Origin of the sequence: Streptomyces echinoruber, from assembly GCF_014651135.1 — a bacterium.
GTDB classification, from domain to species: Bacteria; Actinomycetota; Actinomycetes; order Streptomycetales; family Streptomycetaceae; genus Streptomyces; species Streptomyces echinoruber.
The window spans coordinates 135,271-149,018 of the sequence record NZ_BMWH01000015.1 but is presented as its reverse complement, the minus strand read 5'-3'; the positions used below and the strand labels follow the sequence as shown (position 1 = coordinate 149,018).

Genomic DNA, 13,748 nt, shown 5'->3' with positions numbered 1-13,748 from the left:
GGCCGACAGCGGCCGACAGCGGCCGACAGCAGCCGACGGGGCGGCGGGGCGGCGGGTCCGACGGGGGCGGCGAGGCGGCGGGACGGTGGGGCGGTGGGAAGACGACGGGGAGACGGGGGGAAGACGGCAGGGAGACGGCGGGGAGCTGCGAGGGAGCGACGGGGAAGCGGCGCTCAACCGGCGGGGGCCGCCCCGCGGATCGCGGAACGGCCCCTGGACGGACGGATGTCCTGCCGCCGGGTACGGCGGGTCAGTCGGACAGGCGCTCGCCGGTGGACGTGGAGAACACGTGGGTCTCACCCGCGCGCGGCACGACGTGCAGCTTGGCGCCCTTCTCCGGCACCTGCCGGCCGGGCACGCGCACGACGAGGTCCTTCGGCTCGCCGCCGACCTCGGCGGTGCCGTAGACGTAGCCGTCGGCGCCGAGCTCCTCGACGACGTTGACGGAGACGGGCAGACCGGCCGGGGCGTCCTCGGCGTCCTTGGTCAGGGTGGCGGCGGAACCGTTGAGCTCGACCACGTCGAAGTGCTCGGGGCGCACACCCACGGTGACGGTCTTGTCGCCGCGGTCCACGGCCGCCTTGAGCGCGTCCCGGTTGACCGGCACCACGCTGTTGCCGAACTTCACGCCGCCGTCGGTGATCGGCACCTCCACCAGGTTCATCGCCGGGGAGCCGATGAAGCCGGCGACGAAGAGGTTCGCGGGCTTGTCGTACATGTTGCGCGGGGTGTCGACCTGCTGGAGCACGCCGTCCTTGAGGACCGCCACGCGGTCGCCCATCGTCATGGCCTCGACCTGGTCGTGGGTGACGTAGACGGTGGTGATGCCCAGGCGCCGCTGGAGGGAGGCGATCTGGGTGCGCGTCGACACGCGCAGCTTGGCGTCGAGGTTGGACAGCGGCTCGTCCATGAGGAACACCTGCGGCTCGCGCACGATCGCGCGGCCCATGGCGACACGCTGCCGCTGACCACCGGAGAGGGCCTTCGGCTTGCGGTCCAGGTACGGGGTCAGGTCGAGGATCTTCGCGGCCTCCTCGACCTTCTTGCGGATCTCCGCCTTCGGCACGCCGGCGATCTTCAGGGCGAAGCCCATGTTGTCGGCGACCGTCATGTGCGGGTAGAGCGCGTAGTTCTGGAACACCATGGCGATGTCCCGGTCCTTGGGCGGCAGGTGGGTGACGTCGCGGTCGCCGATGCGGATGGCGCCGGAGTTGACGTCCTCCAGGCCGGCCAGCATGCGCAGGGAGGTGGACTTTCCGCAGCCCGACGGGCCGACCAGGACGAGGAACTCGCCGTCCGCGATCTCGATGTCGAGCGCGTCGACGGCGGGCTTGTCGGAACCCGGGTAGATCCGGGTCGCCTTGTCGAACGTGACAGTGGCCATGGTGAATGGGCCCCCTTCTACCGGCAGGAACGTGCCGGACGATCCGAGTAGGAAGGTGGTCGCCACGAGGGTCGTACGACCCACTGTGGTGTAGTCCACACGAATGGACTGGGAGGACGGTACCCGGCGTTCACCCGGTCTGTCAGCACCTGTACGGCTGTGAACTTCGCGGAAACTTTCGACGGGGCGGCGAGGGGGCTTGGGTACACTGCACGGGCACGTGTGTGCCGCGCCTCCTTAGCTCAGCTGGTCAGAGCAGCTGTCTTGTAAACAGCAGGTCGTCGGTTCGAATCCGACAGGGGGCTCGAAAGCCCAGGTCAGAGTTGTCAGAGTGGTCTCCGGCCTGGGCCTTCTCATATCTGCGTCACGCCTGCGCGCCGAGCGCCGCCAGTGCCTCCCCCCGTCAGCCGGTACACCGTCCACTCGTCCTGCGGTCGGGCGCCGAGTGCCTCGTGGAAGCCGGTCGCGGGGCGGTCGCCGAAGAGCGCGTCGTGGAGCTGGGCGGGGGTGGCCCTGGCCTCGTCGGGGGCCTTCTCGTACGTCGCGAGTTCGCGGATCAGGGTGTGGACGACGGGGACGTCGGCGGGGCCGCGGTGCGGATCACGGGGGCGAGGCCAACCCGAATGGCGGTGCGGGCGGCGGCCGTTCTCCGGGCGGCCCTCGTGGGACGGACGGGACGATACTGGCGGACGTGAATCGCCTCACCAAGAAAGCGGAGAAGGCAGGGAAAGCGGGGAAAGCGGGAAAGGGCCGGGGGTTCGGCCGGGTCGGGGCGTGGGTGCGCAGTGCGCCGGGGACGTACGGGTGGCTGGTGGTGCTGTTCGTCACCACGATCGCCCTGCACCACATGTCACCGGAGTTCGAGCGGGAGTTCCTGCGGCAGCGGTCGACCAACATCCACGAGCTGTCCCGGCATCCGGTGCGGGTGCTGGTGTCGAGCGCGATGTGGATCGAGAGCGCGCACTGGGTGCCGTACGCGGCGTTGTACACGGTGTTCCACGCGCCCGCGGAGCGCTGGCTGGGCACGGTGCGCTGGCTGCTGGTGTGCGCGGCGGCGCACGTGCTGGCGACGCTGATCAGCGAGGGCGCGCTGTTGTGGGCGATCGAGCAGGGCATGGCGCCGAGGTCGGCCGTCGACACGCTCGATGTGGGGGTCAGCTACGCGCTGGCGGGGGTGATGGGGGTGCTCGCCTACCGGATTCCGGCGCCCTGGCGGTACGGGTACGCGGTGGCCGTCGTCGGCGGGTACGCGGTGCCGCTGGTCCTGGGGCGCACCTTCACCGATCTCGGCCACTTCACCGCCGTGTTGATCGGTCTGGCGTGTTTTCCGCTGGTCAGGGGGCGTGGAAAAGCACGGAATCCGAAGGAGACACCGGCCTTGCCCAGGGGTTAACGTCCCGGCCATGGGCAGCTCGGCGAGCGGTGCGGTCAACGGCGGTGTCTCCTTCTGGTTCGCGGACGACGGTCTTCCCCCGGTGCGGGCGCCCCTGCCCGGGGAGGCGTCGGCCGACGTGGTCGTCGTCGGCGGCGGCTACACGGGGCTGTGGACGGCGTACTACCTGAAGCGGGCGGTGCCGTCCCTGCGGGTGGTCGTGCTGGAGCAGCGGTTCTGCGGTTACGGCGCCTCCGGGCGCAACGGGGGCTGGCTCTACAACGGCGTCGCGGGCCGTGACCGGTACGCGCGGTTGCACGGGCGTGAGGCGGCGGTGCGGCTGCAGCGGGCGATGAACGACACCGTGGACGAGGTGATCCGGGTCGCCGCCGCGGAGGGCATCGACGCCGGCCTGCACAAGGGCGGGGTCCTGGAGGTGGCCACCACCCCGGCGCAGTGGGCGCGGCTGGAGGCGTACCACGCGGCGGAGGTGGCGTTCGGGGAGAAGGACCGGGAGCTGTACGGCGCCGAGGAGACCGCCGGGCGCGTCCGCGTCGCGGGCGCGCTGGGGTCGACGTGGACGCCGCACGGGGCCCGGGTGCATCCGGCGAGGCTGGTGAAGGGGCTCGCGGCGGCCGTGGAGCGGCTCGGGGTGGTGATCCACGAGGGGACGCCGGTGACCGACATCCGGCCGGGGCGGGCGGTGACGCCGTACGGCACCGTGCGGGCGCCGTACGTGCTGCGCTGCACGGAGGGTTTCACGGCCGCGCTGCGGGGTCAGCGGCGGACCTGGCTGCCGATGAACTCCTCCATGATCGTGACCGAGCCGCTGACCGAAGAACAGTGGGCGGAGATCGGCTGGGCGGGCCGGGAGACGCTGGGCGACCTGGCGCACGCCTACATGTACGCGCAGCGCACCGTCGACGGGCGGATCGCGCTCGGCGGGCGCGGGGTGCCGTACCGTTTCGGCTCCCGTACGGATTACGACGGGCGCACCCGGGCGGCGACCGTCGGGGCGTTGCGGGAGATCCTCGTGCGGTTCTTCCCGGTGCTGGCCGGGGTGCGGGTCGCGCACGCCTGGTCGGGGGTGCTGGGGGTGCCGCGCGACTGGTGCACGACCGTCGCCCTGGACCGTGCGACGGGCCTGGGCTGGGCGGGCGGGTACGTCGGTTCCGGCGTCGCCACCAGCAACCTCGCCGCCCGCACGCTGGGCGACCTGGTGTGCCTGGACTCCGGGCAGGGCGGCCCCACGGAGTTGACCGGGCTGCCGTGGGTGAACCACCGGGTGCGGCGCTGGGAGCCCGAGCCGCTGCGCTGGCTGGGTGTGCGGGGCCTCTACGTCGCCTACCGTGCCGCCGACCGGCGGGAGCGGGTCACGGGCCGCGCGCGGTCCTCGTGGCCGGCGCGGGCGGCGGACCGGGTGGCGGGGCGGCACTGACGGGGCGGCACTGACGGGGCGGCACGGGTGGTACGGGCGGGGCCGGGGCACTGGCGAAAACGCGGCGCCGGCGGGATCGCGGCGCCGGCGCGGACGCACGCGGGCGCGGCGGCGCGCGGCCGGTGGCCGTACGCCGGGCCGGTGGCCGTACGCCGGTGTGGCCGTCGGCGGGTCCCGGTCGGCGCCGTGGCCGCCGGTGCGGCCCGGTCAGCCCACCGACTCCGCGACCGGTTCCCGGGCCGGTGCGCCGTGCTTGGGGGCCCGGGCGGTGACCATCAGGCCCGCGACCAGGCCGGCCAGGAGCATCACGGCGGCCGCCCACCACAGGGCGACGGTGTAGCCGTGCACCACGCCCGCCGGGACGACCGCGGCCCGCTGGGCCGGGCTGTGCAGGCGGGCGGCGATATAGGCGGCGCTGCTGGTGGTGGCGATGGTGTTCAGCAGCGCGGTGCCGACGGAACCGCCGACCTGCTGGGCGGTGTTGACGGTCGCGGAGGTCACGCCGGCGTCCTGCGGGGCGACCCCGGCGGTGGCCGTGGAGAACACCGGCATGAAGGTCAGGCCCATGCCGAGGCCCATCAGGATCAGTGAGGGCAGGATCTCGCCGGCGTAGGAGGAGTGCACGGTCATCCGGGTCAGCAGCACCATGCCGGCGGCGGCCAGCACCATGCCCGGCACCATCAGGGCGCGCGGCGGCACGTGGTGCAGCAGCCGGGCGGAGATCTGGGTGGAGCCGGTGACGATGGCCGCGGTCAGCGGCAGGAAGGCCAGGCCGGTGCGGACCGGCGAGTAGCCGAGGACGACCTGCAGGTAGTAGGTCATGAACAGGAACAGCCCGAACATGCCGACGGTGGCGAGCGCCATGGTCAGGAAGCAGCCGGCGCGGTTGCGGTCCCGGATCACGTGCAGCGGCAGCAGGGGGTGGGGCGCGCGGGTCTGCCAGGCCACGAACGCGGCGAGCAGCGCGGTCCCCAGGGCGAACAGGGCGAGCACCAGGGGGTCGCTCCAGCCGCGCGGCTCGGCCTCGCTGAAGCCGTACACGATCGCGACGAGCCCGCCGCAGCCCAGCAGCACGCCCGGCACGTCCAGGCGGGCCTCGGTGTGCCCGGGGCGGTCGTGCAGCAGGGCGAGCGCGCCGAGGACGGCGACGGCGGCGATCGGCACGTTGACGTACAGGCACCAGCGCCAGTTCAGGTACTGGGTGAGCAGGCCGCCGACGATGAACCCGATCGCCGAGCCGCTGCCCGCGAGCGCGCCGTAGACGCCGAACGCCTTGCCGCGCTCGCGCGGGTCGGTGAACGTCGTGGTCAGCAGGCTCAGCGCGGACGGGGCGAGGACGGCGGCGAAGGCGCCCTGCAGCGCGCGGGCGCCGAACAGCATCCCGGCGGTGGTGGCGGCGCCGCCGAGCGCGGAGGCGGCGGCGAAGCCGGTCAGGCCGATGACGAAGGTGCGTTTGCGGCCCGCCAGGTCGGCGATGCGGCCGCCCAGCAGGAGCAGGCCGCCGAAGGCGAGCGTGTAGGCGGTGATCACCCACTGCCGGTGCGCGTCGGAGATGCCCAGGGCGTGCTGCGCGGAGGGCAGCGCGATGTTCACGATGGTGGCGTCCAGCACCACCATCAGCTGGGCGAGGGCGATGACGACCAGGCCCCACCAGCGGTGGGGGTCGGACCCCGGGGCCGGCGTCGTGTCGGCTGTTCGGGTGAAGTCCATCCGGTCAGAAGACCACGGATCGGGGTGGTGCGCATCCGCAGGGAGGGAGCGCAGTCCGCCGGCCCAGGTGCGGCCGGCGTACCGGCGGCAGGAGCGTCCGGTCATGGTTCCAGGACCGCCTTTCCGGCGCGGGCCTGGCCGGGGCCGGCCGCGCCGGTGCGGCCGTGCGGGGTGACCCTGGCCCCGGCCTCGGCGATGGCGAGCGCGGCGGCGATCGTGGTGGTGAGGCCGGCGAACCCGCCGCCGACGGCGGTGATGCGGTGCACGGATCGCATGGATCGCATGGATCGCGTGGATGGCATGGATGGCATGGATGGGGTCTCCCTCCGGTCGGGCCCGGCCCGGCGTGGGGCCTTGTGTGGAATACGACCGAGCGGGTGGCCGAAATGTGACATCGGCGGGGTTCCGGCTGGTCGGAGGAGGTGTCGGTGGCGGGGTTCCAACTGGTCGGGGGAGGTGTCGGTGGCGGGGTGCAGGATGGCGGCGGTGAGCGGCGGACCGGTGCGGAAGGCGGGTGGCGAGGCGTGACGGGCGGCAGGGGAGCGATGGGCGGCAGGGGAGCGATGAGCGGGAGGGGAGCGAGGGGCGGCGGCAGGGGCGTGACGGGCGGCAGGGGCGTGCGGGAGCCGCGGCGGCCGCAGACGCGGTTGCCGGCGCTGGAGCCGTACGGCGGCGGGGAGCTGACACCGGACGGGGACTACGACGGGCTGGACTTCCGCGGGACGGACCTCGCCGGGCAGGACGCGTCCGGCGCGCGCTTCCTGGAGTGCGCGCTGACCGGGTGCGCCCTGGACGGCACGCGGCTGCGGCGCGCCCGCGTCCTGGACTCCCGGCTCACCGGCGTACGCGGCGTCGGCACCGACCTCGCCGAGGCCGGGCTGCGCGACACCGAGCTGCTCGACGCCCGCCTCGGCGGCACCCAGCTCCACGGCGCCGTGCTGGAACGCGTCCTGGTCCGCGGCGGCAAGCTGGACTACGTCAACCTGCGCTCGGCGAGACTCACCGACGTCGTCTTCCAGGACTGCGTCCTGATCGAACCGGATTTCGCCGGCGCCCGCCTGAACCGGGTCGCGTTCGTCGGCAGCCGCCTGACGGGGGCGGACCTCACCGCGGCCACCCTCACGGACGTGGACCTGCGGCAGGCCGCCGCGCTGGACGTCGCGCGCGGCCTCGACCGGCTGGCGGGCGCGGTGATCGGCACGGCCCAACTGCTGGACCTGGCACCGGTGCTGGCGGCGCGGCTGGGAATCCGGGTGGAGGACTGAGAGGACTGGCGGGCTGAGCGGACTGGCGGACTGAGCGGCCCGCCGCCGCGAGCCCGGCCTCACCGGGCCCGGTCCCACCGGTCCTGGCCTCACCGGGCCCGGTCCCACCGGTCCCGGCCTCACCGGGCCCGGTTCGTCCGGCCCCGGGCTACCGTAGCCGGGTGATCCTCACCCCGCTGACCGTCGTGCCCGGCGAGGGCGTACCGGACCCGCTGCCGGCCGAGCTCACCGCCCTGTACGCCACCAACCGCGCCTACCACGCGCTCAGCGGCGACTTCCCGGACCCGGACGACATCCGGCCCGAGCAGGTGATGGCGGAGCTGGCGGGGGAGTGGGCGAACCCGGACACGGAGGTGCTGCTCGCCCGCGACGGCGGCCGGCTCGTGGGTGTCGTGATCACTCTCGCCCACCACCCCGACCCCGACGACCCGGACCCGTGGATCGGCCTGCTGATGGTCGACGGGCGCCTGCACCGCCGGGGGTACGGCCGCCGGATCGCCGGCCTCGTCGAGGACCGCTTCCGCGCGGCCGGGCGCACCGCCGTCCGCCTCGCCGTCCTGGACGCCAACCCCGGCGCCCTCGCCTTCTGGACGCGCCTGGGCTACGTCCCCCTCGCCCACCGCGCCGACCGTGAGCGGGGGCGTCCCTGCACGGTGCTGCGCAAGGAGCTCACCGTCCGGGAACCGTCCGGCGCGGGCCGCCCCCGGCCGGCGTGACACCATCCCCTACGTGCTCGACATCGGCTACGCCCTCTCCCGTCGTTTTCCCGACCCGCCGCAGACCGACTACCGGCGGGCGGACGTCCGTGCCCTGCGCCACGACCTGTTCTGCGGGGACGTCTACCTCGCCGACACCGAGACGGACCGGGAACTGTCCACAGCCTGGGGATGGGTGCCGGTGCTGGACTTCGCGTGGGCGCTGTGCGACATCGTGGAGCGGCTGGACCGCGACCCGCTGGGCTCCCGCGCCGCCCGTGCGCAGCGCGCGGAGCTGGACTTCACCGAGTCCACCGACCGGCTGCTGTTCGAGCGGCGCTTCGGCTGGGTCGACATCGAGGCGGAGTGGCTGCCGCCGTCGGAGCCGCCGCTGACCTTCTCCCACGCCGAACTGCGCCGTGAGGCACGGGACTTCCTGCACGACCTGATCGCCGACCTGGTGGACCTGCACGAGGACCTGGGCGAGAACCCGGTGATCTGGGACCTGCAGGCGAGGTTCCCGCGGGTGCCCTGACCCGGCCGCCGTGTCTCTCCGCGCTGCCGTGCCTCTCCGCGCCGCACCTTTCTGCCCGCGCCGTACCTTTCTGCGCCGTGGCCCCGGTGCCCGTGCCCGGCGTCCTGTCCGCGGCGGCCCGGTCGGCGGGGCCCCGGTCGCCGGGGCCCCGTCCGGCCGTGAACGTGTACGTGCGGGTGTCTCAGACGTTGACGCCGAAGTCCTGGGCGATGCCCGCCAGGCCCGAGGCGTAGCCCTGGCCGACCGCGCGGAACTTCCACTCCGCGCCGTTGCGGTACAGCTCGCCGAAGATCATGGCGGTCTCGGTGGCGGCGTCCTCGGACAGGTCGTAGCGCGCGATCTCGGTGCCGCCGGCCTGGTTGACGATGCGGATGTAGGCGTTGCGGACCTGGCCGAAGTTCTGCCCGCGGTTCTCCGCGTCGTAGATGGAGACGGGGAAGACGACCTTGTCGATGTCGGCCGGGAGGGCGGAGAGGTTGACGTTGATCTGCTCGTCGTCGCCGGCGCCCTCGCCGGTGCGGTTGTCACCGGTGTGGACGATGGTGCCGTCCGGGCTCTGGCGGTTGTTGAAGAACACGAAGTGCTGGTCGGAGTAGACCTTGCCCTGCGCGTTCACCGCGATCGCGGACGCGTCGAGGTCGAAGTCCGTGCCGGTGGTGGTGCGGACGTCCCAGCCGAGGCCCACGGTGACGGCGGTCAGGCCCGGAGCTTCCTTGGTGAGCGAGACGTTGCCGCCCTTGGACAGGCTTACAGCCATGGTGTCGGGAGTCCCTTCCCTCGTTTCCTACGACGGACGTGCGGGCTTCGCACTGGGTCGAAGCTACCGTCACCCTCATGAACGCCGGGCGACGTCGCCATGGTTCCTGTTCGCTTTACCTTTTTTACCGAGCCCTGCCGCTGCCCGCCGAGCCCTGCCGCAGCCCGCCCCGCCGCGCCCGCTCCACCGGGGCCATTCCACCGGGTCCGCCCCGCCGGGCCGAAAAACGAGTGACGTGGACCTGGCGGGGCCGGGAACATGGACGGCATGTCCGGTCCCTACGTCATCCGCGGTTCCGTCACCCTGCCCGAGTCGGAGCTGACGTGGCGCTTCTCGCGGTCCTCGGGACCCGGCGGGCAGCACGTCAACACCACCGACTCGCAGGTCGAGGTGCGCTTCGACCTCGCCCGCACCGAGGCGCTGCCCGAGGTGTGGAAGCGGCGCGCCCTGCAGCGGCTGGCCGGCCGGCTCGTCGACGGCGGGGTCGTCGCCGTGCGCGCCTGCGAGCACCGTTCCCAGTGGCGCAACCGGGAGGCCGCGGTCGTACGCCTGGCCGCCCTCCTCGCCGAGGCCACCGCGCCCCCGCCCAAGCCCCGCAGGCCGACCCGCGTCCCGCGCGGCGTCAACGAGCGCCGGCTGCGGGAGAAGAAGCGGCGCGCGGAAACCAAACGGGGGCGCTCCGCGCGCGACTGGACGTAGACCGCGACCGCTACGTAGAGCGCGGTCGGATGCAGACCGCGGTCGGATGCAGACCGCGATCGAGCACAGACTACGACCGGGCGCAGACCGCGATCGGGCGCGGACCGTGGCCGCACGCAAAGTCCGGGCGGCCGTCGGCCGGGCGGCCGCCCGGGGGCCTCACCCCAACTGCCGGTAGCGGCCCCGGAAGTACAGCAGCGGCTCCCCGTCCGCGCTCGGCAGCGATGTGGTGAGGACCCGGCCGATGACGAGGGTGTGGTCGCCGGCCGGCACCCGCTGCTCGGTGCGGCACTCCAGTGTGGCGAGGGCGCCGCCCACCAGGGGCGCGCCGGTGACCTCGCCGCGGACGTGGGGGATCTCCTCGAACAGCAGGCGGTCGCTGACGCGGCCCTTCATGGCGAAACGGCCGGCGATGTGGCGCTGGCTCTCGGAGAGGACGGACACCGCCCACAGGGGCTGTTCGGCGAGCAGGTCGTCCATGCGGGAGCCCGCCCGCAGGCTGACCAGGACCAGCGGCGGGTCCAGGGAGACGGACAGGAACGCGGTGGCGGTCATGCCGGCGTCCTCGCCGCTCGGCGCCGTCGGGTCGTCCGGGTCGAGCGGCGGCTCCTGCGCGGTCACCAGGACCACGCCGGCGGCCAGGCGGGACAGGGCGGCGCGGAACTCGTCGTGGCTCACCCCCTCAGCATGCCCACGAGCGGCGGAAGGGAGTGTCTGGATCGAAGCGGGAGCGGAGTCGAACACGGGGAAACGCTAATCTCCGGGTCACGGCCGCCGCATCGGGCCCCGGTCCCGGGCAGGACCTAGGACCAGAGGCGTACCGTACGGCACACACCGGGCGCACCGGGCGTGGAACGGTGCGCGCTGGGCGTGGAACGGTGCGCGCCGGGCGTGGAGCGGTGCGTGCCGTGCCACGGGACACACCATTTGTGTTCAGGAAACACACAGGAAAAACGCAGAAACTCCGCCCAATTGCTCACGTTTGGCTGTGACTTGAGTCACAAGGGGCGAGAATTGTTGACCCTGTGTACCGAGTGGGCTTCGCGCTGTGATTCAGTGGCGGAGAACCCTTGATTCGCTGCGAGGTCTCGGGGGGAGGGCGAACATGGAGACCGAGTCGGAGCCGTACGTCCGGCTGGCGGCCCTGAGACAGTTGCATCAGGCCGTGGCGGAGATGAACACCGCCCGCAGCCTGGCCGACACCCTGCAGCGCGTGGCCGACGGCGTGGTGAGCGGTCTCGGGTACGAGCTGGCCTGCGTCAACCTGGTCCGCCCGGACGGCGACCTGGTCGTCGCCGCCGTCGCCGGGAACCCCGCCGCCGAAGCCCTCATCACCGGCCGGGTCGGCTCCCGCGAGTCCTGGGAGCGCCGGCTGAACATGGGCGAGGCCTGGGGCGACCTGCGGTTCATCCCGCACACCGAGGGCTGGGTGCTGGACGACGACGACGTCCCGCAGTGGTACACCGAGGGGCCCCTGCCGCGCTACGAGGACGAGTGGCACCCCGCCGACCGCCTCTACGCCCCCATGTACTCGCAGGGCGCCGCCGACGGGCAGCACCGCGAGCTGATCGGCGTGATCAGCGTCGACCGCCCGCGCAGCGGGCGCCGCCCCGGCGCGTGGGGCCGCGAGGCGCTGCAGATGTACGCCTTCCAGGCCGCCATCGCCATCTCCAACGCCCGGCTGCGGGCCAACATGCAGCGCGCCCTGGTCCGCCTGGAGCGCGAGCAGCAGGCGCTGCGCGCCAGCGAGGAGAGCTTCCGGCAGGCCTTCGAGTACGCGCCCTCCGGCATGGCCATCGCCGAGATGGGCGGCGAGCAGCACGGCCGCATCCTGCGCAGCAACGACGCCCTGTGCCGCCTGCTGGGCCGCCCCGCCTCCGCGATACGCCGCTACTCCTTCGCCGACCTCGTCCACCCCGAGGACATAGGCACCTTGCTGCGCACCTCCGCCGAGGGCGGTCGCGCCGAGCTGCGCCTGGGCCGCCGCGACGGCACCTACGTCTGGGTCTCCCTGCGCAACTCCGTCGTCGCCGACGCCGCCGACGGCCCCCGCTTCCTCCTCACCCACGTCGAGGACATAGAGGAACGCAAGCGCCGCGAGCTGCAGCTCGCCCACCGCGCCTCGCACGACTCCCTCACCGGGCTGCCGAACTCCGCCGAGCTGCGCGCCCGCCTCTCCGCCCGCCTCTGCAAGCGCCCCCAGACCTCCCCCTACCCGGACGAGCCGGCCGCCCTGGACGCCGCCCACGGCCACCCCGGGTCCGGGGCCGACGGCCACCCCTTCGACTTCGCCGACCTCACCGCGGGCGGGCCGGGCGGCGGGGAGCCGTACGACGCCTACGACCACCACGTGCACACCGTCGCCCCCTCCCTGGACCGCGACGACGGCACCAAGGGGCTCGCGGTGCTCTTCTGCGACCTCGACGGATTCAAGTCGATCAACGACCGGTTCGGGCACAACGCCGGCGACGCCGTCCTGATCGAGGTGGCCCGCCGCCTGAGCAACGCCGTGCGCGAGGGCGACACCGTGGCCCGGCTCGGCGGCGACGAGTTCGTCATCCTCGCCGACGGGCTCGGCTGGGCCGACGCGCAGGACCTCGCCGTGCGCCTGCGCAACGAGATCATCCAGCCCATCCGCGCCGAGGGACGCGCCGTCCGCGTCGGCGCCAGCTTCGGCATCGGGTGGGCACACTGTGGAATGACCGCGGACGAAGTGTTGAAGTCGGCTGACGAACGGATGTACGTCGAGAAACGATCTCGTCCCAGGCAGCACCGGCGTGCCGGATAACACCCGGGTCGGGGGGTTGGTGCGATCCGGGTCACCCGTTCGGGGCAGTCGGAGCGGGTAGGCTCGCCTTTCTACGAACCGACCGCATCCGACCCCGCACCTGTTGAGGAGCACCTAGGGATGACGCCCGGCAACAACGGCGCGAGCACGCCCGAGGACGACGACCCGTTCGGCTACCTGTACGCCGACGGGCAGGCGAAGGGCGCCCAGCCGCCGTCCGGCGGCTACGGCTACCCGCACTCGGTCAGCAGGGTCCGCACGGTCGGCGAGCGCCAGTACGGGCAGCCGCAGCAGGCGCCGTACGGGCAGCAGGCCGCGCCGCCCCAGCAGGGCCCGTACGGCCGTCAGAACGCCTCCAGCGCCCACTACGCGGCACCCGAGACGCTCCCCGGCGGCGCCCCCACCGCCCGCACCCCCATGCCGTCCGGCCACGGCGGCGGCCGGGGCCGCGGCCCCAACACCAAGGGCCTCCTCATCGGCGCCATCGCCGTCGTCGCCGCCGTCGTCGTCGGCATCGCCGTCGCCATGGCCGGCAGCGACTCCGACGACGGCAAGGACACCGCCTCCGGCGGCACGACCCCGCGCACGTCCCAGAGCGCCTCCCCCGGCTCGACCGCGAGCAGCGGCCCGGGCGCCCAGGAGGAACTGCCGAAGATCGACGCGAAGGCGCTGCGACTGGAAGGGGGCGCGACCGCCGCCTCCGACGTCAAGGGCGCCAAGGCCGACGGCGGGGTGTACGTGACCGGGTTCAACCAGGTGGGCGCCTCGGTGACCTGGAACGTCAATGGCATCCCCGAGGACGGCGACTACACGCTGTTCCTCACCTACGGCGTGCCGGGCAAGGACGGCACGGCCACCCTCACGGTCAACGGCACGCCCTCCACCACGCCGGTGAAGCTGAAGAACTGGGCGAACGCCCCCGAGGGCGACTACGAGAAGGGCTGGACGAAGACCTTCAACTGGATCCGGCTCAACAAGGGGACGAACACCATCAAGATCTCTTGTGAGCAGGGCAACCAGTGCGACGCCAACCTCGACCAGTTGTGGCTGGTCAAGGGCTGGGTCAGGTCGAGCGGCTGAGCCCGGCGCCCGGCCCCCGCGCCGA

The 13,748-nt window shown here is 73.2% G+C and carries 13 protein-coding genes and 1 tRNA gene; 9 read left to right on the top strand and 5 right to left on the bottom strand.

What is annotated here, in order from left to right; all coding sequences use genetic code 11:
* Positions 1–250: 250 nt before the first annotated feature.
* A complete protein-coding gene (locus tag IE225_RS18735; protein WP_190058697.1) occupies positions 251–1,384 on the bottom strand; it encodes an ABC transporter ATP-binding protein in 1,134 nt (377 codons plus the stop codon).
* A gap of 231 nt (positions 1,385–1,615) precedes the next feature.
* On the opposite strand from IE225_RS18735, the gene IE225_RS18730 reads away from it, so the two are divergent.
* From IE225_RS18730 to IE225_RS18720, 3 genes are all read left to right on the top strand, one after another.
* Positions 1,616–1,689 (top strand) — tRNA-Thr (locus IE225_RS18730).
* A gap of 386 nt (positions 1,690–2,075) precedes the next feature.
* Entirely contained in the window at positions 2,076–2,777 is a 702-nt protein-coding gene (locus tag IE225_RS18725; RefSeq protein WP_373303226.1) for a rhomboid-like protein, read from the top strand.
* A gap of 10 nt (positions 2,778–2,787) precedes the next feature.
* The gene (locus IE225_RS18720; RefSeq protein WP_190058696.1) at positions 2,788–4,194 is read left to right on the top strand and encodes an NAD(P)/FAD-dependent oxidoreductase; all 1,407 of its coding nucleotides are present in this window, start codon (positions 2,788–2,790) and stop codon (positions 4,192–4,194) included.
* Positions 4,195–4,401: 207 nt separating this feature from the next.
* Here the strand turns inward: IE225_RS18720 and IE225_RS18715 are convergent, their stop codons facing one another.
* Positions 4,402–5,904: an MFS transporter gene (locus tag IE225_RS18715; protein ID WP_190058695.1), complete on the bottom strand. Its 1,503-nt coding sequence runs from the start codon at positions 5,902–5,904 to the stop codon at positions 4,402–4,404.
* Positions 5,905–6,005: 101 nt separating this feature from the next.
* Positions 6,006–6,179 (bottom strand): hypothetical protein, encoded by a 174-nt coding sequence (locus IE225_RS18710; RefSeq protein ID WP_190058694.1) that lies wholly within the window; start codon positions 6,177–6,179, stop codon positions 6,006–6,008.
* Between the two features lie 288 nt (positions 6,180–6,467).
* On the opposite strand from IE225_RS18710, the gene IE225_RS18705 reads away from it, so the two are divergent.
* The 3 genes from IE225_RS18705 (at position 6,468) to IE225_RS18695 (ending at position 8,399) form a co-directional block, all read left to right on the top strand.
* Positions 6,468–7,169 carry a pentapeptide repeat-containing protein gene (locus IE225_RS18705; RefSeq protein WP_190058693.1) on the top strand — a complete coding sequence of 234 codons (702 nt, stop codon included), beginning with the start codon at positions 6,468–6,470 and terminating at the stop codon, positions 7,167–7,169.
* A gap of 161 nt (positions 7,170–7,330) precedes the next feature.
* Positions 7,331–7,885: a GNAT family N-acetyltransferase gene (locus tag IE225_RS18700; protein ID WP_190058692.1), complete on the top strand. Its 555-nt coding sequence runs from the start codon at positions 7,331–7,333 to the stop codon at positions 7,883–7,885.
* Positions 7,886–7,898: 13 nt separating this feature from the next.
* A complete protein-coding gene (locus tag IE225_RS18695; RefSeq protein ID WP_190058691.1) occupies positions 7,899–8,399 on the top strand; it encodes a hypothetical protein in 501 nt (166 codons plus the stop codon).
* 181 nt (positions 8,400–8,580) lie between these two features.
* On the opposite strand, the gene IE225_RS18690 is transcribed toward IE225_RS18695, so the two are convergent.
* The gene (locus tag IE225_RS18690; protein WP_190058690.1) at positions 8,581–9,156 is read right to left on the bottom strand and encodes a TerD family protein; all 576 of its coding nucleotides are present in this window, start codon (positions 9,154–9,156) and stop codon (positions 8,581–8,583) included.
* A gap of 258 nt (positions 9,157–9,414) precedes the next feature.
* Between IE225_RS18690 and arfB the strand changes: the two genes are divergently transcribed.
* Complete coding sequence (gene arfB / locus IE225_RS18685; RefSeq protein WP_190058689.1) at positions 9,415–9,855, top strand: alternative ribosome rescue aminoacyl-tRNA hydrolase ArfB; 441 nt, start codon at positions 9,415–9,417, stop codon at positions 9,853–9,855.
* Positions 9,856–10,014: 159 nt separating this feature from the next.
* Here arfB and IE225_RS18680 read toward each other — a convergent pair whose 3' ends face one another.
* A complete protein-coding gene (locus IE225_RS18680; RefSeq protein WP_229879678.1) occupies positions 10,015–10,533 on the bottom strand; it encodes a flavin reductase family protein in 519 nt (172 codons plus the stop codon).
* A gap of 427 nt (positions 10,534–10,960) precedes the next feature.
* Here IE225_RS18680 and cdgB point away from each other — a divergent pair, with 427 nt between their 5' ends.
* Entirely contained in the window at positions 10,961–12,643 is a 1,683-nt protein-coding gene (cdgB, locus tag IE225_RS18675; protein WP_190058688.1) for a diguanylate cyclase CdgB, read from the top strand.
* A 120-nt stretch (positions 12,644–12,763) separates the two neighbouring features.
* The gene (locus IE225_RS18670) at positions 12,764–13,723 is read left to right on the top strand and encodes a CBM35 domain-containing protein (RefSeq protein WP_190058687.1); all 960 of its coding nucleotides are present in this window, start codon (positions 12,764–12,766) and stop codon (positions 13,721–13,723) included.
* Positions 13,724–13,748: the final 25 nt, after the last annotated feature.